General features: G+C 70.5%; 21 protein-coding genes. 14 read left to right on the top strand and 7 right to left on the bottom strand.

The annotated features are described in order from the left end of the window. Positions 1-14: 14 nt before the first annotated feature. The 6 genes from MU522_RS05700 (at position 15) to MU522_RS05675 (ending at position 5,562) form a co-directional block, all read left to right on the top strand. Positions 15-224 carry a YHS domain-containing protein gene (locus MU522_RS05700; RefSeq protein ID WP_246993119.1) on the top strand — a complete coding sequence of 70 codons (210 nt, stop codon included), beginning with the start codon at positions 15-17 and terminating at the stop codon, positions 222-224. A 144-nt stretch (positions 225-368) separates the two neighbouring features. Next, positions 369-716 (top strand): metalloregulator ArsR/SmtB family transcription factor, encoded by a 348-nt coding sequence (locus MU522_RS05695; RefSeq protein ID WP_246993117.1) that lies wholly within the window; start codon positions 369-371, stop codon positions 714-716. Further along, complete coding sequence (locus MU522_RS05690) at positions 709-1,929, top strand: MFS transporter (RefSeq protein ID WP_246993114.1); 1,221 nt, start codon at positions 709-711, stop codon at positions 1,927-1,929. The genes MU522_RS05695 and MU522_RS05690 overlap by 8 nt, the downstream gene beginning before the upstream one ends. Before the next feature lie 135 nt (positions 1,930-2,064). Next, on the top strand, positions 2,065-2,784 hold the full coding sequence (locus tag MU522_RS05685; RefSeq protein ID WP_246993112.1) for an FCD domain-containing protein: 720 nt from the start codon (positions 2,065-2,067) through the stop codon (positions 2,782-2,784). 127 nt (positions 2,785-2,911) lie between these two features. After that, complete coding sequence (locus tag MU522_RS05680; RefSeq protein ID WP_225792707.1) at positions 2,912-4,255, top strand: MFS transporter; 1,344 nt, start codon at positions 2,912-2,914, stop codon at positions 4,253-4,255. Between the two features lie 50 nt (positions 4,256-4,305). Beyond that, positions 4,306-5,562: an alpha-hydroxy acid oxidase gene (locus MU522_RS05675; RefSeq protein WP_281440027.1), complete on the top strand. Its 1,257-nt coding sequence runs from the start codon at positions 4,306-4,308 to the stop codon at positions 5,560-5,562. 12 nt (positions 5,563-5,574) lie between these two features. On the opposite strand, the gene MU522_RS05670 is transcribed toward MU522_RS05675, so the two are convergent. Further along, positions 5,575-5,949: a VanZ family protein gene (locus MU522_RS05670; RefSeq protein ID WP_246993109.1), complete on the bottom strand. Its 375-nt coding sequence runs from the start codon at positions 5,947-5,949 to the stop codon at positions 5,575-5,577. A gap of 169 nt (positions 5,950-6,118) precedes the next feature. On the opposite strand from MU522_RS05670, the gene MU522_RS05665 reads away from it, so the two are divergent. Continuing rightward, complete coding sequence (locus MU522_RS05665; protein WP_146355902.1) at positions 6,119-6,412, top strand: HigA family addiction module antitoxin; 294 nt, start codon at positions 6,119-6,121, stop codon at positions 6,410-6,412. Positions 6,413-6,436: 24 nt separating this feature from the next. Here the strand turns inward: MU522_RS05665 and MU522_RS05660 are convergent, their stop codons facing one another. The 4 genes from MU522_RS05660 to MU522_RS05645 are packed head-to-tail and all read right to left on the bottom strand — an operon-like array spanning position 6,437 to position 13,057. After that, a complete protein-coding gene (locus tag MU522_RS05660; RefSeq protein WP_281440026.1) occupies positions 6,437-7,552 on the bottom strand; it encodes a DUF3322 and DUF2220 domain-containing protein in 1,116 nt (371 codons plus the stop codon). A gap of 26 nt (positions 7,553-7,578) precedes the next feature. After that, positions 7,579-10,908, bottom strand: coding sequence for an SbcC/MukB-like Walker B domain-containing protein (locus MU522_RS05655; RefSeq protein ID WP_246993106.1), 3,330 nt, complete (start codon positions 10,906-10,908; stop codon positions 7,579-7,581). Further along, positions 10,905-11,606, bottom strand: a complete 702-nt coding sequence (locus MU522_RS05650; RefSeq protein WP_146355906.1) for a DUF4194 domain-containing protein — start codon at positions 11,604-11,606, stop codon at positions 10,905-10,907. The genes MU522_RS05655 and MU522_RS05650 overlap by 4 nt, the downstream gene beginning before the upstream one ends. Continuing rightward, entirely contained in the window at positions 11,603-13,057 is a 1,455-nt protein-coding gene (locus MU522_RS05645; RefSeq protein WP_246993104.1) for a DUF3375 domain-containing protein, read from the bottom strand. The genes MU522_RS05650 and MU522_RS05645 overlap by 4 nt, the downstream gene beginning before the upstream one ends. Before the next feature lie 244 nt (positions 13,058-13,301). Here MU522_RS05645 and MU522_RS05640 point away from each other — a divergent pair, with 244 nt between their 5' ends. After that, positions 13,302-14,366, top strand: a complete 1,065-nt coding sequence (locus MU522_RS05640; RefSeq protein ID WP_246993101.1) for a Fic/DOC family N-terminal domain-containing protein — start codon at positions 13,302-13,304, stop codon at positions 14,364-14,366. Positions 14,367-14,407: 41 nt separating this feature from the next. Here the strand turns inward: MU522_RS05640 and MU522_RS05635 are convergent, their stop codons facing one another. Continuing rightward, positions 14,408-15,304 (bottom strand): LysR family transcriptional regulator, encoded by an 897-nt coding sequence (locus MU522_RS05635; RefSeq protein ID WP_246993098.1) that lies wholly within the window; start codon positions 15,302-15,304, stop codon positions 14,408-14,410. 126 nt (positions 15,305-15,430) lie between these two features. Between MU522_RS05635 and MU522_RS05630 the strand changes: the two genes are divergently transcribed. After that, positions 15,431-16,591, top strand: coding sequence for an iron-containing alcohol dehydrogenase (locus MU522_RS05630; protein ID WP_146355914.1), 1,161 nt, complete (start codon positions 15,431-15,433; stop codon positions 16,589-16,591). Positions 16,592-16,675: 84 nt separating this feature from the next. Continuing rightward, positions 16,676-18,190, top strand: coding sequence for a CoA-acylating methylmalonate-semialdehyde dehydrogenase (locus MU522_RS05625; protein WP_246993096.1), 1,515 nt, complete (start codon positions 16,676-16,678; stop codon positions 18,188-18,190). Between the two features lie 154 nt (positions 18,191-18,344). On the opposite strand, the gene MU522_RS05620 is transcribed toward MU522_RS05625, so the two are convergent. Then, the gene (locus MU522_RS05620) at positions 18,345-19,094 is read right to left on the bottom strand and encodes a hypothetical protein (RefSeq protein WP_246993094.1); all 750 of its coding nucleotides are present in this window, start codon (positions 19,092-19,094) and stop codon (positions 18,345-18,347) included. 198 nt (positions 19,095-19,292) lie between these two features. Between MU522_RS05620 and MU522_RS05615 the strand changes: the two genes are divergently transcribed. From MU522_RS05615 to MU522_RS05600, 4 genes are all read left to right on the top strand, one after another. Next, the gene (locus MU522_RS05615) at positions 19,293-20,552 is read left to right on the top strand and encodes an ATP-binding protein (protein WP_246993091.1); all 1,260 of its coding nucleotides are present in this window, start codon (positions 19,293-19,295) and stop codon (positions 20,550-20,552) included. 88 nt (positions 20,553-20,640) lie between these two features. After that, positions 20,641-20,934 carry a hypothetical protein gene (locus MU522_RS05610; protein ID WP_246993089.1) on the top strand — a complete coding sequence of 98 codons (294 nt, stop codon included), beginning with the start codon at positions 20,641-20,643 and terminating at the stop codon, positions 20,932-20,934. Positions 20,935-20,943: 9 nt separating this feature from the next. After that, entirely contained in the window at positions 20,944-21,492 is a 549-nt protein-coding gene (locus MU522_RS05605) for an NYN domain-containing protein (protein ID WP_146355926.1), read from the top strand. 332 nt (positions 21,493-21,824) lie between these two features. Next, positions 21,825-23,360 carry an N-6 DNA methylase gene (locus MU522_RS05600; protein ID WP_246993085.1) on the top strand — a complete coding sequence of 512 codons (1,536 nt, stop codon included), beginning with the start codon at positions 21,825-21,827 and terminating at the stop codon, positions 23,358-23,360.

Genomic DNA, 23,360 nt, shown 5'->3' with positions numbered 1-23,360 from the left:
GAAAGGAACCCACCATGTGCGAAGCCCACGACCACGCCGCCGCCGCCACCACTGAGGCCGCGACCGCCGAGTGTCCCGTGATGCGCGGCAACCACGTCGACAAGGCCGACGCCGAGGCGCAGGGCCTCGTCCGCGAGTACAAGGGCGAGACGTACTACCTGTGCTGCGCGGCGTGCGGCCCGCTGTTCGACGCCGACCCCGAGAAGTACCTCGTCGCGGCCTGAGTCGCCGGCACGACGGAAGAGGCGCCACCCAATGCGGGGCGGCGCCTCTTCCGCGTCGCGGCGTCCGATCGTGACTACGCTCCCAGTCGACGCGCTGTTGCCGCCCGGGTCTGGCTATGCCATTGTTTGCGTATGAACGCATATATGCAAGAAGCCGGAGAGCCGGTCGAGCTCGCGGTCGAGGTCTTCTCGATGCTCGCCGACGCGACGCGGGTGAAGATCCTGCTGGCGCTCCGCGAGGGCGAGCAGTCGGTCGGCGACCTCGCCGCCGCGGTGCGGAAGCCCACGCCCGGCGTCTCGCAGCACCTCGCCAAGCTGCGCCTCGCGCGCATGGTGGTCGCCCGCCACGAGGGCACCCGCGTCTACTACCGACTCGCCGACGACCACGCGAGCGAGCTGGTCGCCGTCGCCATGCACCAGGCCGAGCACATGCTCGGCACGGCCCCCGAGCACCTCGGCGTGCCCGAGGAGGTGGGCGGCGACCGTGCGTGAGGTGCTGCGGAACCCCGCCTACGCCAAGCTCTTCAGCGCGCAGATCGTCGCGCTGCTCGGCACGGGCCTCCTGACGGTCGCGCTGGGCCTCCTCGCCTTCGACCTCGCGGGCGGCGACGCCGGCGTCGTGCTCGGCATCGCCCTCACGATCAAGATGCTCGCGTACGTCGGCGCCGGGCCGCTGCTCATCGCGGCGACCAGCCGCGTGCCGCGGAAGGCGCTGCTCATCGGCGCCGACGTCGTGCGCGCCGCGATCGCGCTCATGCTGCCGCTCGTCGGCGAGGTGTGGCAGATCTACGTGCTCATCTTCCTGCTGCAGTGCGCATCCGCCACCTTCACCCCCGCGTTCCAGGCGGTCATCCCCGAGATCCTGCCCGACGAGCGCCAGTACACGCGCGCCCTCTCGCTGTCGCGGCTCGCCTACGACCTCGAGTCGCTCGTGAGCCCCGCGCTCGCCGCCGCGCTGCTGCTCGTCACGAGCTACTCCAACCTGTTCCTCGGCACCGTCGTCGGCTTCGCGCTCTCGGCGCTGCTCGTCGTCGCGACGCGCTTCCCCGCGATCGAGGCGCAGCAGGGGCTGACGTTCTTCCAGCGCCTCACGCAGGGCGCGCGCATCTTCCTGCGGCATGCCGAGCTGCGGGCGCTGCTCGCGCTCAACCTCGCGGTCGCGGCGCCCACGGCGATGGTGATCGTGAACACGGTGGTGCTCGTGCAGGACCGGCTCGCGCGGCCGCAGGCGGATGTCGCGTTCCTGCTCGCCGCCTACGGCGCGGGCTCCATGGTGGTCGCACTGCTGCTGCCGCGGCTGCTCGAACGCGTGCCCGACCGCACGGTCATGCTCGCGGGCGCCGCGTCGGCGACGCTCGGGCTCGGAGGGACGACGGCCGCGCTCCTGACGGTGCCGTCCTGGCCGATGCTGCTCGCGCTCTGGGCGGTGCTGGGAGCGGGCAACGCCGCGATCCTCACAGCCTCGGCACGGCTGTTGCGGCGCAACGCCTCCACGCAGGAGCGGCCGGCGGTCTTCGCCGCGCAGTTCTCGCTGTCGCACGCGTGCTTCATCGTCACCTACCCCCTCGCGGGCGTGCTCGGCGCGGCGCTCGGGCTCGGCTGGACCGCGCTCGTGCTGGGTGCGATCGCGGGCGTCGCCACCCTGGCGGCCGCGCTGCTGTGGACGAGCCGGGAGCCGGCGCGGCTCGAGCCCGTCACCGATTGAGGATCGGTCGCGGAACGAGGAGGCTCGCTCCTCGATCCGCGGCGGGCTCCGATTCGCTCCTCGATCGGTCGCGCGGCGCAGCCATGACCGCGTGGGCGCGGCCGAGTGCCTGGTGGCACTGCGATACTCGGGGCGATGAAGGCGCACGAGACCGTGATGGGCTGGGTGACGGCCGAGCTGCAGAGCGGCCGGCTGTCGATCGGCGATCACCTGCCCGGTGAACGCGCGCTCGCCGAGACGCTGGGCGTGTCGCGCGGATCGCTGCGGGAGGCCCTCCGCGTGCTCGAGGCGATCGGCGCCATCCGCACCTCGACCGGCTCCGGCCCGCGCTCGGGCACGATCATCACCGCGTCACCGGGTCAGGCGCTCGCCCTCTCGCTCAACCTGCAGCTCGCGACCCGCCACGTCGAGCACGCCCACGTGTTCGAGGTGCGGCTGCTGCTCGAGGCCTGGAGCGCCGAGCACGCCGATCTCGCCAGCGGCGACTGGCCGACGGCCGAGCGCCTCCTCGACCGCATGGACGACCCCGGGCTCGGCGTGCCCGAGTTCCTCCAGCTCGACGCCGAGTTCCACGTCGCGCTGTCGCGCGCGGCGGGCAATCCGCTCATCAGCACGCTCATGGACGCGCTGCGCACCTCCATCGCCGACCACACGCTCGCGCGCGCGCAGGCGCTGCCCGACTGGCCGACGACGGCGACGCGGCTCCGCGCCGAGCATCGCGGCATCTATGAGCGGATGCGCGCCGACGACCGGGAGGGCGCTGCAGCGCTGCTTCGCGACCACATCCGCGGCTACTACGCCGAGACCTCGACGGAGCCGGACGGCGCTCGCACCGCGACGGACGCGACGGGGTAGCGACGCGCTCCGCCGGTGCGGACCGCGCGCCTTCGGCGCTTGACGGCGGGTGCCCGCTGCTCTATCGTCGCTGTGGTCTGACCACATGGTCCGACCACACTCGAACGCTTCTCGAAGGAGAGAAACCGTGGCCAGCACCTCTGCTCCCGCAGCTCAGCCGCCGCATCGGCTCAACTACCGCGTCCTGTTCGGCAGCCTCTCCGGCAGCGTCATCGAGTGGTTCGACTTCCTCGTGTACGGCACGGTCGCCGCCCTCGTCTTCAACCGCATCTTCTTCCCCACCGACGACCCGTTCATCTCGACGCTGCTGGCCTACGCGTCGTTCTCGCTGACGTTCTTCTTCCGGCCCATCGGCGGCGTCGTCTTCGCGCACATCGGCGACCGGATCGGCCGCAAGAAGACGCTGTTCCTCACGCTGATGCTGATGGGCGGCGGCACCGTCGCGATCGGCCTCCTGCCCGACTACTCGGCGATCGGCATCTGGGCCCCGATCCTGCTCGTCCTCTTCCGCATCATGCAGGGCATCGGCATCGGCGGCGAGTGGGGCGGAGCCCTGCTGCTGGCCTACGAGTACGCACCGAAGCACCGCCGAGGCCTCTACGGTGCCGTGCCGCAGATGGGCATCAGCCTCGGCCTGCTCCTCGCCTCGGCCGTCGTCGCGCTGCTGACGCTCATGCCCGAGGACCAGTTCCTGGCATGGGGCTGGCGGATCCCGTTCGTCGCGAGCGTCGTGCTGGTCTTCATCGGCCTGTGGATCCGCAACGGACTGGACGAGACGCCCGAGTTCCAGCGGATCCGCGACACCGGCGCGCGCCTGCGCCTGCCCATCAAGGAGGTCGTCACGAAGCACTGGGGCGCCGTGCTCGTCTCGATCGGCGCGAAGGCCGCCGAGACCGGCCCCTTCTACATCTTCGGCACCTACGTGATCGCCTACGCCACGAACATCCTCGACGTGCGCCAGAACATCGTGCTGCTCGCCGTCGCGGCCGCGGCGCTCGTCGCCACGGTGTGGATGCCGTTCTTCGGCCATCTCTCCGACCGCGTCGGCCGCGCCGTGCTCTACCGGATCTCGGCGACGGCGACGATCGTGCTCGTCGCGCCCTACTTCTGGGTCCTGAACACCGGTGAGACGTGGGCGGTCTTCGCCGCGACCATCGTCGCGTTTGGCCTGCTGTGGGGCAGCGTGAACGCGATCCTCGGCACGCTGATCGCCGAGAGCTTCAGCCCCGAGGTGCGCTACACCGGCGCGACGCTCGGCTACCAGGTGGGCGCTGCGATCTTCGGCGGCACCGCGCCGCTGATCGCGGCGTGGCTGCTCGAGGCGAGCGGCGGCGAGTGGTGGCCGATCGCCGTCTACGTGGCCATCTGCGCCGGCCTGTCGGTCGTCGCCTCATTCTTCATCTCGCGCGTCGCGCACGTCGAGGCGACGCAGGAGGCCACGACGAGCGATCCCGTGCCCGACGTGCGCTGAGCGCCGCGCCAGCCGCGCCCATCCGTCCCGCATCCACACCGAGGAGCATCATGAAGCGACAACTCCCCCGACTCGGCGAGCTCGCCGAGCTCATGCAGTTCAAGCGTCCCGACCTCGACGCCCGTCGGCGCCGGCTCGACGCGGCCCTCACGATCGACGACCTGCGGGCGATCGCCAAGCGGCGCACCCCGGCCGCCGCCTTCGACTACACCGACGGCGCGGCCGAGGGCGAGGTCTCGCTCACCCGCGCGCGGCAGGCGTTCGAGGACGTCGAGTTCCACCCCGACATCCTGCGGCCCGCCGCGAGCGTCGACACCTCGACGACCGTGCTCGGCGGCCCGAGCTCGATGCCCTTCGGCATCGCGCCCACGGGCTTCACGCGCCTCATGCAGGCCGAGGGCGAGACCGCCGGCGCCGGCGCCGCGGCCGCCGCAGGCATCCCCTTCACGCTCTCGACGCTCGGCACCACCACGATCGAGGACGTCAAGGCGGTCAACCCGCACGGGCGCAACTGGTTCCAGCTCTACGTCATGCGCGACCGCGAGGTCTCGTACGGGCTCGTCGAGCGCGCGGCCGCGGCCGGCTACGACACCCTCATGTTCACGGTCGACACGCCCATCGCCGGCGCGCGCCTGCGCGACAAGCGCAACGGCTTCTCGATCCCGCCGCAGCTGACGCTCAAGACCGTCGTCGACGCGATCCCCCGCCCGTGGTGGTGGTTCGACTTCCTCACGACGCCCAAGCTCGAGTTCGCGTCGCTGTCGACCACCGGCGGCACCGTGGGCGAGCTCATCAACAACGCCTTCGACCCGACCATCTCGTACGACGACCTCGACGTCATCCGCTCCATGTGGCCGGGGAAGCTCGTCGTCAAGGGCGTGCAGAACGTGCCGGATGCGGTGCGGCTCATCGAGGGCGGCGTCGACGGCATCGTGCTCTCGAACCACGGCGGGCGCCAGCTCGACCGCGCGCCCGTGCCGTTCCACCTGCTGCCGCAGGTCGTGCGCGAAGTCGGCCGCGACGCGACGGTCATGGTCGACACGGGCATCATGCACGGCGCCGACATCGTCGCCTCGGTGGCGCTCGGCGCCAAGTTCACGCTCATCGGCCGCGCCTACCTCTACGGCCTGATGGCCGGCGGGCGCCAGGGCGTCGACCGCACGATCGCCATCCTGCGCTCCGAGATCGAGCGCACCATGGCGCTGCTGGGCGTCTCGTCGCTCGACGAGCTCGAGCCGCGCCACGTGACGCAGCTGCAGCGGCTCACGCCGATCGCGCGCGACGCGGCGGAGCGCATCGAGGGCTGAGCGGGCGACTCCTCAGGCCGCCGGCACCCGCCGGCGGCCTGCGAAGCGGCGGCGCAGCAGCAGGCCGAGCGCGAGGCCCAGCGCGACGCCGACGAGGTCGGCGACCGCGTCCCACGGGTCGCCCGAGCGCTCGGCGAGCAGCACGTGCTGGATGACCTCGGATGCGACGGCGTGGGCCGCGAGCGCCGCCCCGAGCCAGGCGGGCGCGAGGCCCGCGAGCACGCCGAGCAGCGCCGGCGCGAGGAACACCGCCGCGTGCAGCACCTTGTCGAGCCCGGGCGCCTGCGGCAGGTCGGACGGCGGGCTCGGCAGGTAGAGCACGACGAGCTGCGCGACGAGCGCGAGCACGAAGAGCGCCCCCGCCACCCGACGCACGCCCACTCGCATGCGTCGATCGTCGCATCTCTTCCACAGCGGCCCGACGACCCTGCCCCCGGAGTCATCCCTGAGCGCATGATCGGATCATGGCAAGTACGGGGAAGCGGCCCATAACGCGTTGCGTTCATAACGCCACGCGTGATGCAATGCTCTCGTGATCAAGTCGTTCGGAGGAGCGATGAGCAAGCTGGAGCCAGTGCACCCCGGCGAGGTGCTCCACGAGGAGTTCCTCGTGCCGCTGGGCGTCACGCAGCACCGGGTCGCGGTCGCGATCGGGGTGCCGCCGCGCCGGATCAACGAGATCGTCCATGGCAAGCGCCGCCTCACTGCCGACACGGCGCTGCGGCTCGCACGCTACTTCGGCACGTCGGCGCAGTTCTGGGTGAACCTGCAGTCGCGCTTCGACCTCGAGAGCGAGCGCGACCGCATCGGAGCGCGCCTGGAGGAGATCCGCCCGCTGCAGTCTGCCTGAGGCGCAGCACGTCTCTACATGGGTTCAGCCCTGGAGCTCCATCCGGACTCGTTCGAGCGCTGCCCGCCAGGGGATGCGCTCCTGCTCCAGCCGCATGTCGCCCTCGTCGCGCAGGCGGTCGAGCGCCGCTTGCTCGTGCGCCTCGAGCGTCGGGTAGCTGCCGCGCGCCGGCTTCGGTTCGGGCACCCACAGGTCGCGATGCGCGAGCAGCACCGCTTCGTCCATCAGGAGGCTGCGGACCCGCGGCAGCGCCGTGCGCAGCCGGTGCAGGATCGCGAAGCCATTCGAGTCGAGGTCGCCCCAGTACAGCACCTGAGTCGCCACGATCCAGGGCACCCGCGCGAGCTCGGCGACCGCGAACCCGGAACCGTGCACCGCAACCACGCCGTCCAACGGCGGCAGCGACAGCAGCGTCTCGAGGTTCTCGAGCACCAGCACCGTCGGGGCGCCGACCTCCAAACGGGCGAGCTCATCGATCGACGCCCCGAACGAGCGAGGCGCACCGGGCAGCATGTTGTCGTCGAGCAGTCGAGCGCGGAAGAGCTGCTCAGCGCCGACGACGCCGAGGCTCTCACGCCCGGTCGCGGCGAGCACGAGGGCCGACACGACCGCCCGGTGCGACGCGAACCACTTCGAGTCCACGCCGCGGATGGGCAGCTGGCGCGGACGCATCCCGTCGACCGGGTGCTCGCAGATCCAGCGTGCCGCGGCGAGCACGGAGGCGAACTCGTCCTCGGCGTAGTCGGCGAGCGCTGTCGCGTGGGTGCGTGCTGCCGTCGCGACCGCCTGCCCGCCTCCCAGCGCGGCGATCGCGATCGCCACTCGCGATCGCATCCGCGCCCACGCATCCGCCGACGCTCGTCCCGCGAACGCGGCCAGGGCGTCCGCCCCCGAGATCGTCACGCGCACCGGCACGGTCTGCGCGCCGACGCGGCTCCACGCCCGCACCTCCCACTCCACCTCGACGCCCGGCTCCTCTGCCGCCGTCGCCCAGGCGTCGCGCCACCCGAGCACCGCGCCCGGCAGCTCGAGCGCCTGCCGCTCGGTCGGCGCGTGGAGCGCGACCCGCACCGCTGCGGCGGAGGCAGCCTCTGGATCGCACGCCCAGTCACGCGCACGCGTCGCGACCCGCGAAGCCACGCGCAACCGCGCCTCATCCACCCCGATCACCGGACCTCCGAGAACCCGAGCTGGTCGACCGTCGACTGCCGCTGTGTCGGGTTCTGCACGACGGCCACCCCGCCGATGTACGGCTCGAGCGTCTGGAGGAGCTTGAGCGGTGTGGCGAGCACCATGTGGAAGCCGAACTCGACGAAGACATCCATCGCCATGCGCGTGTAGGCGCTGTCAGCCTTGTCGAACGCCTCGTCGAGGATGACGGTGCCGTAGCGGGGCATGTCGGCGCCGTCCTCCGTGAGCTGGTATCGGAGCGCCGCCGCGAGGCAGAACACGACGAGCTTCTGCTGCTGTCCGCCGGAGAGCGATGCACCCGAGTCGTAGGTGGCGTGCACGAGGCCCGCGCTATCGACCACCTCTGCGAGGAAGGACACATGCAGGCGCGTGTCGAGGCACAGCTCGCGCCACTTGCGGTCGGCGGCATCGCTCGAGGCGAGCCGCGCCATCAGCTGCGCGAGCACCTCGAAGCGCCGCTCGGCGGAGGCCGCGTCCTCGTCATCCCAGCTGCCCTCGGCGATCTGCGCCAGCTCGGCAAGGAAGCGCTGCACCACGTCGCCGCGCGTCAGCTTCACTCGGATGCGCAAGAACCGGTCGCGGTCGAACTGCGACCGCCCGAGCGACTCGTTGACGGGCGCAATGCGCTCGCGCACCTCCTTCGGCGCATCCAGCAGCTCCTTGCGCAGGAACCCGACGACGAGGCTCGACTTGTCACGCAGCAGTCGCCGGAAGCTCTGCTCCTGCGAGGGCAGATCGTTGGCCTCGATCGTCACGAGCAGCGCCCTGAACCCGGCGCGGTCGTCGATGCGGGCGACGAAGTCGGCGGATGCGGCGGCCCACCTGGCCTGGAAGCCGGTCGCCGCCGCGGCGAAGTCCTGCGCGGCCAGATCGCGCTCGCCGATCGCCCGCTCGCGCTCCCGGCTCAGCCGACCCTCGACCTCGCGGGAGGCGTCGGCGAGCTCGGCCAGAGCGATGCGACGCCGCATGTCGCGGAAGTGCGCAACGAGTTGCTCGACCGCCTCCGACTCGAGCTCGCCGCGCCCGTCGGCCGCGACGGCTCGCTCTGCCTCGGCGATCAGACCGCCAAGCCGCTCGAGCTCGAGCCTCGCCGTCCGCTCCATGGCGACTGCCTCGTCGGCGGCGGCACGGGCGGCGTCTGAGACGGCCCGGGTCTCCTCGACGGCCGAGGCCGCCCGCTGCAGGTCGCTGCGCGCGCTCGTCAGGGCTGCGCGCTGCCGATGCAGCTGGGCGACGCGCGCACCGGCCGCCTCGGCGTCGTACTGCTCCCAGGATTCCGACAGCAGCTGCTTCAGCTGCTGCCGCCGACGGATGCTCAGCGAGACCTCCGCCTGCAGCAGCTCGACCTCGCGCGCGGCCGCTCGCACGTCGGCCTCCGCCTCCAGGTGCTGCGCCACCAGTGCCTCGTGGCGCGCCTCGCTCGATCCGAGCAGCCACCGCGTCGGGTCGTCGACGGCGAACCGGTCATCCTTCTCGTAGCGGGTGGCCGAGCGCTTCACCTGCCCGCGGATCGTCACCGCGCGAGCGAAGCGGTCGAGCTCATCGGCCGTCTCGACGCACGCGACGTCGAACTGCTCGGCGAGCCTGTGCGAGAGCCAGTCGTGGAAGCCGCCGGCGCTCACCGTGAGCTTGCGCACCAGGGAGACGTCGCTCGCGAGCGAGCGCGGCGAGCGAGACGTCGCCTCGACGAGCTCGTAGTCGAGCTTCAACCCGAGCGATGCGCCGTCGATCCAGCGCCGCGCGGCCGTGAGGTGCTCGGCCCGCACGAGCAGGGTGGTGGCGAGCGGGCGCAGCACCCGCTCGATCGCGCCTGTCCAACGGCGCTCCTCGGGCCTCACGTCGAGCAGCTCGCCGGCGAAGGGCACCGCTTGCTCCGGCACGCCCAAGTGGGCGGCCAGCCGCGATCGCACGTCGAGCCGACGCGCATCGATGTTGCTCCGGGAGCGCCGCAGCGCCTGCAGCTCGGCGTCGATGCGCTTGCGCCGGTCGGTCGACTGCGCGAGCCGCTGCACGGCGGGATGCTGCATGTCGAGCTTGGCCGCGGGCTGCCGCAGCTCGTCGTCGGCCATCGTGCGCAGCTCGACGAACTGCGCCTCGTCGCGCGGCGCCTGCTCGATGCCGACGTCGGCGAGCTGCCGCGTCAGCCGCTCGAGCTGCGCCCGCCGGTGCGCGACCTCGCGCTGCGCGTCCCCGATGCGTCCGTCGAGCTGCGCCAGGTCAGCTCCGCCCGCGCGGTCGAGCGCCTGCTGCGCCAGCCGATGATCGTCGGCGGCGGCCGCATCGCCCTCGCGCGCCGCGGCGAGCGCCGCGCGAGCCTGCTGGGCAGCGACGTCGGCGATCGTGCGCTCCTGGCGAGCGAGCCGCAGCCGCTCCCGCGCCTCGAATGGCCGCACGAGGTCGCGCAGCGCTTCGGCTGCGACGGCGCGGGCGGACGCGTCGTCGTACCGGTCACCGATGTCGCGCATGACGGCGAGCGCGTCGCGCTGCAGCCGCAGCTCGACGACGTGCTGGTGCGCCGCGTCCAGCTCGCCGAACTGCTGCACAGCATTGTCGGCGATCGTGAACGTCTGCGGCCGGTCGAGCATGAACGTGCGGAACAGGTGGTCGAGGCCGCCCAGGTTCTTCGCCGACTGCGTGCGGTGCAGCAGCTGCAGCGCGTTGTCGCCGCTGATGCCCAGCAGGCTGCCGAGGCGCGCGTAGAACTTCGCGTGCTTGCCGCTCGTGGTGATCACCGCTCGCGGGAACGCGCGCTGGAGCCCACGCGTGTCGATGCCGTTGGCCTGGCTCGTCACGAAGCCGCGCAGCCGTTCGAGGTCGAGCTCCCCCTGCTCCAGCAGGTAGGCGTCGCGCAGATCGCTCCTGTCGGTCGACGTGCCCTTCAGGAACATGAGCCTCGCCAGGCTGAGCGACCCATCCGCGCCGTCCCCGTAGCGCAGCAGCACGCCGCTCACGACCGTGCCGGGCCGCAGGAACCGGCTGACGACGCGGTCCTGCTCCTCGTCGGCCGTCTTCGACCACGCGCCGCGCACGTAGCTGACGATGCTGCGGTCGCCGCGAGCGGCACCTGCTCCTTGCGCGGCAGCGTTGAACTGGAGCATGCCGTCGGGCGTGAGCACCGCCGCGATGCCGTCGAGCAGCGAGGACTTGCCGGAGCCCGAGCCGCCGGTGATCAGATGCCCCTTGCGCGCCACGTGCACCCGATGCAACCCGTCGAAGGTGCCCCAGTTGAGCAGCTGCACCTCGGCGAGTCGCCACTGCGCGCGCTGCTGCGGGGCCTCGAGGCCGGGGATCTCGAGCATCGTCATCGCTCCGACTCCTCGTCGCCGGCCGAGACGGGCTCGCGGTCGTCGAGCGCCGCAGCCCCGCGCTCGATCGCACGCTCATACTCGAGGCGCAGCGCCTCCACGCGCTCGTCGTCGAAGATGAGCCGCAGTGCCGGCGAGATCTCGACCCTCTCGTCGCCGCCGGCGCGATGGATGAGTCCGAGCTTGTTCATGAGCTTGGTCCAGGAAGCGTTCATGCGGCGCTCGAAGTCGGCGGGGTCGCGCGCCACGCGGTAGGGCGCGAGCTGCTCGTACACGTCGGCCCGATCGATGAACACGCGTCGTTCCCCGCGCGCGGCCAGGAGGTGCTGACGGAGCACGAGCAGCATCAGCGTGTCCATGAAGGTCAGCGGTCGCGTGCGTACGGCGAGCGGAACCGCCCGATCGCCGGCGTCGACCGGGCGCACGAACGCGATCTCGTCGGCGCGGTCGATCACGAGGTCGAGGAACAGGTCGTGCAGGCGCGAGCGGATCGCGTCGGTGTCGGCCAGCAGAGCGAGCCAGAGCCGGCCGCGGTTGGCGGCTGAGAGGTAGGGTCCCTGGACCAGCTCGAGGAGCGCACGCCTCGAGTCCTCGCGCAAGCTCCCGACGTCGCCCGGCCACAACGTCGTGAAGCCTGACGAGGCATCCGTCTCCTGCTGGTCGCCCTCGATCGACCCTGGCGTGCGCGCGTCGGTCATGTCGGAATCCTCTCGGTGAAGCTGTGGGTGCGCACGCGAGCGCTGCGGCGGGCGCCGTCGGCCCCCGACCAGGTCACGGACTCCGTCTCATCAGCCGAGACTCTGCCGTGCCGGGCCGCGAGCGTCATGAGTCCGACGACGCTCGCGACTCCCTGCGTCGCTGACCACTCGTCGAGCAGCGCGGCGACGGTGACGGCAGCCGTGCCGCGCAGCCGGTCGTTGACCACGCCGCTCAGCTCCGCGAAGTCGATCTCGGTGTCGCGGGCGAGCGCTCGCAGCTGCTCGAGGTCGGCCAGGCCCGGCTGGTGCGCGACGACGTGCACATCGACGGCGAACTCGGAAGGGTCGTGGAAGGCGAGCGCCCCAAGGCTGGAGAGTTCGACGGAGGTGAGCGGCAGTTCGATCCCGCTGGCGTGGAAGGGCTTGACGTGCTCGGCAGCGCGTTGCGCCGCGGCGAGCGCGGCGCGTATGGAGCGCTGCAGCGCGCGATCGCGCTGGAAGTCCTGCGACTGCACGTAGCGGCGCAGGCCGCGCGCGAACTCGGCGAGCACGCCGTGGATCTCGTGGCTGCCGAGCTTGAGCGTGTGCAGGAACGTGCGCAGGAACCGGCGCTCGGCCGTGGTCATCGCATGGCTGAGGTCACGATCGAGGAGGCTCGCGATGTCGTCCTCGAACGCCTCGCTGCGCTCGGTGTCGAGCACGAGCGCCGAGAACGCGCTGAACGTGAGCCCTTCGTCGGTCTGCTCGATGAGGTCGACGCCGCGGAAGATCTCCTCGACGACGCTGCGCTGCGACTCGTCGGAGTCGAGCAGGCTCGCCATGAGCTCGTGGTTCAGCTGATCGAAGCGGGCGCGCACGCGCTGGAAGTCGGAAGGCACGTCCTCGGCCAGCCTGAGGATCTCGGCGACGCGCTCCTTGGCCCGAGCCGCATCGAGCGGTTCGAAGCGGCCCTCGCCGATCGCCTGGATCTGCGCGTCGATGACGGCTCGCTCTCGCTCGAGCGCCTCCCGGCGGCGGGTGCCGTCCGGGTCGGTCTCGACAGCGAGCCGCTGCACCTGATCGCGGATCGTCATCAGCCTCGACTCGGTCGCCGTCCCTCGCGGCTGCTCGATCTGCTCGAAGATGCGGATCGCGCGCAGCGCCTCCGAGGAGAGCTCTACCGTCTCTGCTCGCGCCGCCGGTGCGGGGCGTCGGACGAGCCAGCCCGCCGAGCGCCAGGCCGCGGCGTACGCGACGCCGGTCTGCGGCAGCGCGAAGTGCGACCGCAGCGCGTCGAGGTCGGCGTCGAGCAGGTCGACGAACTCCTCCGCCGGCATGCGGCGGGTCTGTCCGCCGAGGTGCCTCGAGAGGAGCGCGACGATGATCGGCGCGTACTCCGCTCGCAGCAGCGCGAACGCGGCGTCGGTGTCGACCAGGCGCCGCAGGCGCAGTGCCGCCCCGAGCGCCGTCACAAGCCTCGCCTCATGGCTCCATCCTGGCTGAGGCGGGTGACACGGTCGCTCGCTCCACGCCGACCCGCGCATCGACACCCGTCGTAGCGATCAGATCTATCGTTTGAGTTCGAGGGTACGACTCCGAACGGGAGGCCGAGCCGCTGTCCCCAGCACCTGTCGACGTCGCGAACATATCCGGCGAACGTGTTAACTTCTTGGCTGTTTGGGTAACACATTCGACCGAAGTGTTGAGGAAGCCGACATGTCATCGTGGACCCCGCACGAACCGTACAACGACCTGCCGCCACGTCCGCGCCCTGTCCAGCCTCCCAGCACGCTGCTGCTCGAGGCGGCAAGCGCACTGGGGCGCGCGGATGAGGCAGCTCGCTCCATTCCGAATCCGGGCGTGCTCGCGGCCGTCGTTCCGATCTTGGAGGCGCAGGCCTCTTCGGCCATCGAGAACATCGTCACCACCAGCGATGAGCTCCTGCGCGAGGCCGCGGGAGTCGGAACTCCCACTCCCGCAACCACCGAAGCCCTGCGGGCACGAAGCGCACTGATCGTAGGCGTGGACGCACTCCGTGCTCGGCCCGTCTCCCCCGCGGTGGCGACCCTCGTCGCCGATGAGCTCATGGGTCATTCGATGCAGTTCCGGCGGGGAGGTGGCGTCTACATCGGTCGCCCAGACGGAACGCGCGTCTACACGCCCCCAGAGGGCCACGAGCGGATCGCCTCACTGCTCGATGAGTGGGCGACCTACGTGCACGATGCATCGGTCGACCCGCTCACTCGGATGGCGCTCAGCCACTACCAGTTCGAGGCGATCCACCCGTTCCACGACGGCAACGGGCGAACGGGCCGGATCCTGAACCAACTTCTGCTCATCGAGAGCGGCCTGATCGAGCAGCCCGTGCTCTATCTCTCCGGCATGATCAACCACCGGCGGCGCGACTACTACGAGCGCCTGCTCGCCGTCACCGCAGAGGACGCATGGGAGCCGTGGCTCGAATTCATGCTGCTCGCGGTTCGCGATGGCTCCCACTGGTCGCTCGAGAGAGCCGTTCGCGTTCGCGCTGCCTTCACGACGGCCGCCGAAGAGATCGATCGTGTCCTGCCGAACGGGGTGAGCACGAAATTCGTCGACGTCCTCTTCCGCAACGCCTACGTCACCATCCGCGACGTCGTGGAGGCTTGCGGCGTCACGCGCCAGACCGCCTCGAACTGGCTTCATCGGCTGAGCGACAGCGGCCTGATGACGGAACTGCCATCAGGCCGCACGAAGGCGTTCGTCAATCGGCCGTTCCTCGCTGCACTCGTCCAGGACTGATCGTGCTCACAGGAACGCGGACCGATCAGGCCTGAACCGGGTCACACCGTCGCCCTCGACAGGTGCGGGTGCTCGGCGACGAGCGAGCGGATCGCGTCGGTGATGACGCGCACCCGCAGGAGCTCGGTGAGGTCGCGCGGCACGACGAGCCAGTAGGTGCGGCGGATGCGCAGCTCCTCCGGCAGCACGCCCACGAGCTCGGGGTCGGCGCCGCCGATGTAGGTCGGCAGGAGCGCGACGCCGAGGCCCGCGCGCGCGGCGCTGTGCTGGCCGGTGATGTTGTTGGTCTGCAGCCGCGCATGCGCGCGCGGCAGCAGCTCGTCGAGGATGCGCAGGGGCGCGACGTCGAGCAGCGCCTCGACGTACCAGATGAGGTCGTGGTCGCGCCGCAGCTCCTCGACCGTCGCCGGCGTGCCGTGGCGCTCGAGGTAGGCGCCCGAGGCGTAGCAGCGCAGCTCGTAGTCGGCCAGGTGCTGCACCGCCGCGGCGCGCGGCGAGGGCCGCTCGAGCGTGACGGCCACGTCGAAGTCGCGCGCCGTGATGAGGTCGTGGCTCGTCGCGGTGATCACCTCGACCGAGAGCCCCGGATGCGCGTCGAGCAGCGGCCGCAGCCCCGGCACGAGCACGTTGGCGCCGAAGCCGTCGGGCGCGAGCAGCCGCGCGGTGCCGCTCAGGTCCCCGGCGCGCGAGACGACCGCCTCGAGCGCCCGCGCCATGCTCGACTCGACCGCCTCCGCGTGCGGCAGCACGAGCCGCGCGGGCTCGGTGATGCGCCAGCCCTGCGGCGTGCGGTCGAACATGCGCACCCCGAGCTCCTGCTCGAGCCGGCTGATGCGCCGCGACACCGTCGTCTCGTCGACCTGCAGGCGGGCGGCGGCGTCGCGCAGCCGCCCCGTGCGGGCGACCTCGAGCAGGTAGCGCAGGTTCTCGGCATCCATGCATCCATTCTGCACTTCTGCAGTCGAACCTGCGCGTTTGGCCGTTGACGCCTGCATCCGCGCATCCCAGGCTGGAAGCATCCATCCCCGTTCCGCGGGGCCGAGAACCACGAAGGCGTGCACCCGGTGAGCATCGACATCAACACTCCCCCGATCCTCCGATTCGGCGCGGGCAGCGTCGACAGCATCGGCGAGCTGCTCGCCTCCTCGGGCGCCGCGCGGCCGATCGTCGTCACCGACCGCTTCCTCGTCTCCACCGGCGTCGCGGCCCGGGTGGCGGAGTCGCTCGCGGCGTCGGGCATGGAGGCGGCGGTCTACGACGGCACGATCCCCGACCCCACCACCGACTCGCTCGAGTCGGGCCTCGCCGCGATCCGCGAGCACGGCGCCGACAGCATCGTCGCGCTCGGCGGCGGCAGCCCCATCGACACCGCGAAGGCGCTCTCGGTGCTCGCCGTGCGCGGCGGGCACATGCGCGAGCTCAAGGCGCCGTTCCAGTTCATGGGGCCCGCGCTGCCGGTGATCGCCGTGCCCACCACCGCCGGCACCGGCTCCGAGGTGACGCAGTTCACGATCATCACCGACAGCGCCAACAACGAGAAGATGCTGTGCGCGGGCCCCGGCTACCTGCCGAAGGCCGCGGTCGTCGACTACGAGCTGACGCTCTCGATGCCGCCGCGCCTCACCGCCGACACCGGCATCGACGCGCTCACCCACGCGATCGAGGCGTACGTCAGCCGCAAGGCCAACCCGGTCTCCGACGTCTACGCGCTCGCCGCGATCTCGCGCATCGGCCGCTACCTGCGCCGCGCCTACCGCGACGGCGACGACCGCGAGGCGCGCGAGGAGATGATGACGGCGGCGACGCTCGCCGGCATGGCGTTCTCGAACGCATCCGTCGCCCTCGTGCACGGCATGAGCCGCCCACTCGGCGGGCACTTCCAGATCGCGCACGGCATGGCCAACGCGATGCTGTTCGCCGAGATCACCGCCTTCTCGGTCGGGCACGCCGTCGAGCGCTACGCGACGTGCGCGCGCACGCTCGGCGTCGCATCCGCCGACGACGACGACCAGGCGGCCGCCGACGCGCTCGTCGCCGAGCTGCGCGCGCTCGCCCACGAGCTCGAGGTGCCGACGCCCGCGAGCCGCGGCATCGAGCAGGCGCTCTGGGAGGAGCGCGTGCCGGTGATGGCGCAGCAGGCGCTCGCCTCGGGCTCGCCCAACAACAACCCCCGCGTGCCGACCGCCGAGCAGGTCGAGCAGCTGTACCGCGCGATCTACGCGTGACTCCCGCTGGTTGAGCCGGTCCGTGCGCGAAGCGCGCAGACCGAGTCGAAACCACCCACGACCCCAACGCAACCAGGAGCATCCATGAGCATCACCGAAGAGACCACCGAGACGACGACCGTCCACCACTGGATCGACGGCCGCCCGCACGAGAGCGCTGGCGACCGCACGGCGCCCGTCTACGACCCGGCGCTCGGCGTCGTCACGAAGCACGTCTCGCTCGCCGACGACGCCGACGTGCGCGCGGCGATCGCGTCGGCGTCGGCGGCGTTCCCCGCCTGGCGCGACCTGTCGATCGCGCGGCGGCAGGCGATCATGTTCCGCTTCCGCGAGCTGCTCAACGAGCGCCGCGGCGAGCTCGCCGAGATCATCACGAGCGAGCACGGCAAGGTGCTGGCGGATGCGGGCGGCGAGATCGCGCGCGGCCTCGAGGTCGTCGAGCTCGCGACCGCGTTCCCCAACCTGCTGAAGGGCGCGTACTCCGAGAACGCCTCGACCGGCGTCGACGTCTTCTCCGTCAAGCAGCCGCTCGGCGTCGTGGGCATCATCAGCCCGTTCAACTTCCCCGCGATGGTGCCGCTGTGGTTCTTCCCGGTCGCGCTCGCCGCCGGCAACACGGTGGTGCTGAAGCCGAGCGAGAAGGATCCCTCGGCCGCGATGTGGATGGCCGCGCTGCTGAAGGAGGCGGGCCTGCCCGACGGCGTGCTCAACGTGCTGCACGGCGACAAGGTCGCCGTCGACGGGCTGCTCACGGCGCCCGAGGTGCAGGCGATCTCGTTCGTCGGCTCGACGCCGATCGCGCAGTACATCTACGAGACCTCGGCCAAGCACGGCAAGCGCGTGCAGGCGCTCGGCGGCGCGAAGAACCACATGCTCGTGCTGCCCGACGCCGACCTCGACCTCGTCGCCGACGCGGCCGTGAACGCCGGCTTCGGCTCGGCGGGCGAGCGCTGCATGGCCGTGTCGGTCGTGCTCGCGATCGACTCGGTCGCCGACGCCCTCATCGAGAAGGTGCAGGAGCGCGTCGCGACGCTGCGCATCGGTGACGGCCGCCGCGGCACCGACATGGGCCCGCTCATCACCGAGGCGCATCGCGACAAGGTCGCCGGCTACATCGGGATCGCCGAGGCCGACGGCGCCGAGGTCGTCATCGACGGCCGCGGCATCGAGGTCGACGGCGAGGCGGACGGCTTCTGGCTCGGCCCGACGCTGCTCGACAAGGTGCCCACCACGTCGAAGGCCTACGAGGAGGAGATCTTCGGGCCGGTGCTCTCGGTCGTGCGCATCCAGTCGTTCGAGGAGGGCGTCGAGCTCATCAACTCGGGCGCGTTCGGCAACGGCACGGCGATCTTCACGAACGACGGCGGCGCCGCGCGCCGCTTCCAGCGCGAGATCCAGGTCGGCATGGTCGGCGTCAACGTGCCGATCCCGGTGCCCGTCGCCTACCACTCGTTCGGCGGCTGGAAGCAGTCGCTCTTCGGCTCGTCGAAGGCCTACGGCGCCGCCGGCTTCGACTTCTTCTCGCGCGAGAAGGCCATCACGCAGCGCTGGCTTGACCCGAGCCACGGCGGCCTCAACCTCGGCTTCCCCGAGAACTGAGCCGCGGATGCGTCGGCCGGGCACCGGCCGGCGCATCCCGCCGCCGCGCCGCTGGTCGGGCAGCGGCGGCTCCTCTCCCCACCCGCTGGTCGAGGAGCCGCCGCCCACCCCCGCTGGTCGAGTAGCCGCCGCAGGCGGCGTATCGAGACCACGCTCACTCCACGCTGAGCCTCACCACTCCCCCGTCGCCCGCCTCCACCTCGAACGCCACGACCACAACCTCCTGCGCCGCCTCCCCGAACAGCTCGATGCGCGGGTTGCCATCACCCCCGAAGTCCTCATCGCGATACGTGGTGTCCGAGTCGCCCATCTGCGCCCACAGCACCGTCTCGAAGTCCGCGGTCGCGCTGATCGCCTGCGTCGCGGCGCCGATCGTCGCAATGGCGACCCCCGGCCGCCCCGGCTCGACCATGACGTCGACCTGCTCCCCGGGACCCACCGCATCCGTGCCCGTCACCACCTGCAGCTCGAACCCGGTCGCGTCCCCGCCGTACTCGGCGACCTCGATCGTGTAGCTGCCGGGCTCGAGCACCGTCGCGAGCAGAGGGTCGCGGGTGCTGGTGTCGAGCGCGAAGCCGCCGGCCTCGTCGTAGCCGTCGTCGTTCTCGACGTCGGCGCCGTCGCCGACGATGCGCAGCGTGAGGTCCTCGTCGTCGGTCGAGGATGCGGTGGCGACGACCGCGGCGCGCTGGTCGATGAGCAGCGTGAGCTCGGCCGTGCCGTCGCCGGGGATGAATCCGGCGCGCACGTCGCCTTCGTCGGGCGAGCCCTGCGCGATCGGCTCGAGGCTCTCGGGCCTCGGCACCGGCGGCGGGCTCGGGATGAAGCACCCGGTGAGCGCGAGCGTCGGCATCGCGACGAGGAGGCTGGCGGCGGCGACGCGGCCGACCTGTGCGTGGCGCATGCTGCGGACCCCTTCCGACGCGGTGCGACTGCCCGGCTCGATCGTAGGCCGAGAGGACTGAGCGTCGCGTTCTCGCGCGGACCGCGCCTCACGATCCCATCGTGATCCAGGCCGCCAGCCTCAGCAAAGCAGCCGATTAAGGACAGCGAAACAACGGATTCGCTACAGCGTTCTGCCGGATTGAGATACGGTAGCACCATGCGCCCGACGCTCCACCGCCACCTCGCCGCGCGCGCGAGAGAGCGCCTCGAGTACTCACCGATGCTGGTGATCGAGGGCGCGCGCCAGGTCGGCAAGAGCACGCTGGCCCGACAGATCGCCGCGGAAGGCGCGGTGCACGTGACGCTCGACCATCAACCGACCCGTGACGCAGCGGCGGCCGACCCAGAGGGCTTCGTCGCCCAGGCCGGTGATCGTCAGCTGGTCATCGACGAGCTGCAGCGGCTCCCGCTCCTGACGCTGGCCCTGAAGGCAGCGATCGATGAGGAGCGGCGGCCAGCTCGGTTCATCACGACGGGATCAGCGAGTCTGCTGACGGTGAGAGGCACGGCCGACAGCCTCGCGGGGCGCGCTTCGCGTCTGCGTCTCCACGGCTTCAGCGCCGGGGAGCGAGCCCAGACCTTCGACGACTTCGCGCAGCTCGTGCGCCAGCATGGGGTCTCACGGTTGATCGGTGTCGCCGGCATCTACCAGCGCGCTGGCTATGCAGGACTGGTCACCCACGGCTCCTTCCCTGACGCTCAGCTGCTCCCCGAGCGCGCACGCAACGCGTGGATCGACGACTACCTGCAATCGCTGGTCTCGCGCGACCTGCCGGAGCTGCGACGAGAAGTCCGACCCGCGCGCGTGATGGCCCTGCTCCGAGCACTGAGCGGGCGGCAGTCGTCCGAGCTGGTGCGCGCCCGGCTCGCGACCGAGGTCGGCATCCCCAGCTCGACGATGCCGAGCTATCTCGACCTGCTGCACGATGTGGGACTGATCGCGACGCTGCCGCCGTGGACGCCGAACCTCGCCAAGCGCGAGGTCGGCAAGCCCAAGGCGCTGGTGCTCGACGGCGCCATCGCGACGCGGCTCACTCGGGTGACCGCACGCCAACTCGCTTCGCTCGAGTATGGCGAGGCGTTCGGCGCCTACCTCGAGGCGTGGGTGACGGCAGAGCTGCTCAAGCAGCAGACGTGGTCGGAACAGGAGTTCGAGCTCTTCCACTACCGCGATCGGAACGGTCACGAGGTCGACCTCGTCCTCGAGTTCGCCGATGGCGCGGTGCTCGGCATCGAGGTGAAGGCGTCGAGCTCCTACAGCGCGCAGCAGTTCCAGGGTCTTGTGAAGCTGCGCGACAAGCTCGGGGAACGCTTCCTGGGCGGCATCGTGCTGGGCACGGCGGAGCATGGCTACCGCTATGCCGATCGCCTCGTCGGCGCGCCGGTCTCGGCATTGTGGGAGGCGTCGACGCGCTGACGTACGGCGGCATCAGCGCGGCATCGGGAGCGCTGTCCGCCCTGAGCGTCAGTGCATCGATGTCAGCGGCCGTCGCCAGGCTGAGCCCATGCACCTCGATCTCGACACCATGGTGGCCATGCAGCGCTCGCGGCTGGCCGAGTTCGTCGGCGGTCCGCTCGACGGCACCGTCACCGACGACTGGGAGCCCGTGCCCGGCACGACGGAGGTGGGGGTGCCGATGGCGCGCATGCCGGTGCCCTACCCGATGGGCGACGCGGTGGCGATCGTCTACGTCTGCATCGGCCGCACCGCCGACGGGCTGCGGTGGCACATGCGCTACGTCGCGCTCGAGGGGCCGGACGGCGACCCGCTCGACGTGCGCTCGTCGCTGCCGGGATAGGGTCGCCCCATGGCCGAGCGCACCACCTACCTCCTCGTCGACGGCGAGAACATCGACGCGACGCTCGGCATCTCGATCCTCGACCGCCGCCCGGAGCCGCAGGAGCGCCCGCGCTGGAACAAGGTGCTCGACTTCGCCGAGCGCACGTGGCAGCAGCCGGTGAAGGGCCTCTTCTTCCTCGCCGTCTCGCACGAGCTGCCGGCGTCGTTCGTGCAGGCGCTCATCGCGATGGGCTACCGACCGGTGCCGCTCAGCGGCGAGGGCAAGGTCGTCGACATCGCCATCCAGAAGACGGCGGATGCGCTGGCCGCCCGGGCAGACGACGTCATGCTCGTGAGCCACGACCGCGACTTCGCGCTGCAGATGCAGCGCCTCGCGCAGGACGGCGCGCGCCGCGTGGGCATCGTCGGCTTCGGCGAGTTCATGGCCGGCGACCTGCGCGACGTCGACGGCATCGAGTTCTTCGATCTCGAGTACGACGTCGCGGCGTTCAACTCGCGCCTGCCGCGCGTGCGCATCATCCCGATCGACGAGTTCGACCCGTTCGAGTTCATCTAGGACCAGAATCGGGTCCACCGCGCGTCCAATCCGCTGCAGTCCGACATTGGCTCGGCTTGCCGCCTCGGCCGGGGTCGGCCGCCTTTGCCAGCGATTCTTGTTCTGCAACGGGCGTGGAGCATCCACCACCGCCCTCAGCCAGGGCGCGGAACGCTCGTGGCATGTCTCGCCTACAATCCGTCACACCCCAGACCTCTGACCACTTGAAGTCGGCTGGACCTGTAGATTTTAGCTATGAGCTCAGGAACGCAGGCGACGTGACAGAGAGCAATCCGCAGCGCATCGCACCCCCGGTCGCCGAGAGCCCCCAAAGGCCGTTCTCGGCCCCCGTCGTGAACCGGGTGATCAGCGCCATGCTTGGCTCGAGTGGCTCGAGGACGGAGATTCGGCAGCGGTGGCTAGCGGCCGTCGCCCGGCGGGTCACTTCCGCTCGGCCTGACATCGCCGATTCACTGGTTTCAGTGCTGGGTATTCAGCCGGCGAACGAAAACCTCCTGGAGGGCCTTTCGATCGGGGAGGTCAGCGTGTGCTACGAAGCCTTGCTTGTCCAACTAGACCATCGCAGCCGAAAGAGCTCTGGTCAGTTCTTCACTCCCGATGACGCTGCGCGTTTCATGGCGCGGCAGTCGGTGGACTTCGAAGTAGGGATCTGGCTAGATCCGTGCTGCGGCGTCGGAAACCTCTCATGGCACTTGGCCGCAGTGCAGCCGGATCCTGCGGAGTTCGTACGCGACCGGCTGATCCTCATCGACCGTGATGAAGTAGCACTGAGCAGCGCTGTGGCGCTCATCGCCGCAAGTTTTGTTGCACGGGACGACAGCGAGGCGGTCGGCCTGTTCCATCGTCGAGCTGTCCGGCGCGACTTCCTGAATCGAGCGCCACTGCCAGATCACGACTTTTCGATCATGAATCCCCCTTATGCGCGAGCAGAGCCGGCTCAGGGCTATAAGACGGGCCAGGCTCGGGATCTCTTCGCGTACTTCCTAGAGCGCACGGCCGAGACGTCGCGTGGGTTCGTAGCAGTCACCCCCGCTTCCTACCTGTCCGCGCCCAAGTTCCAGCCGTTGCGCGATGTGCTTGAACGCACGACGCGAGGCGGCAACATCTTCGTCTTCGACAACGTTCCGGATACTCTGTTCCGTGGCTACAAGTATGGCTCAAACAACACTTCTAAGACGAATTTTGTGCGCGCGGCGGTCACCGTGTCGCAGCCGACGGCCGCGTCATGGCGGCTGACCCCAATCATCCGGTGGCAGTCGGCGTACCGCGCGCAGATGTTCAGGGAGTGCGCGGCCCTGCTGGGCCTCCGCCGGATTGGACCGCACGGCGAGTGGGCCAAGCTTGGACCCAATGATGGGCCTGTATGGGACGCCATCAATGGTGCGGAGCGTTCTCTCTTTGATCTGACAACGCCTCAAGCGACTGAATACCGACTTGAAGTAGGACTAACTCCAAGATATTACATCTCGGCTTCATATCGCGTTCTAGACCGTGCATCCAAGGCAACTCTGTACTTCCGCACTGCCGAGGACCGCGACATCGCCGCTATCGTACTCAATTCCAGCTTGCCATACTTCTGGTGGCGAGCATTGGATGGCGGTGTCACCCTTCCTCGTCGCGTTCTCATGTCGACTCCGGTTCCTGCGCTGAAGGGCTCCTTGCCGCAACTCGTTAGCCGGCTACGGCGCTCGGAAGACGAGAACGTGGTTGTGAAACTCAACGCGGGCAGGCACAATGAGAACGTCAAACACCCACCCGAGCTTGTCCGCGAACTGAACGTGGCCGCATCCGTCGAGGGGCTTGACACCCGACTGCTGTATACCAGCAGCATGTTTCCGCTAGCGTGCGTGAGCCTGCCAGCACAGTAA

The organism is Agrococcus sp. SCSIO52902 (assembly GCF_022983135.1).
GTDB lineage: Bacteria > Actinomycetota > Actinomycetes > Actinomycetales > Microbacteriaceae > Agrococcus > Agrococcus sediminis.
Note: the sequence above shows the minus strand (reverse complement) of the source record. Positions and strands in the feature narration are given on the sequence as shown.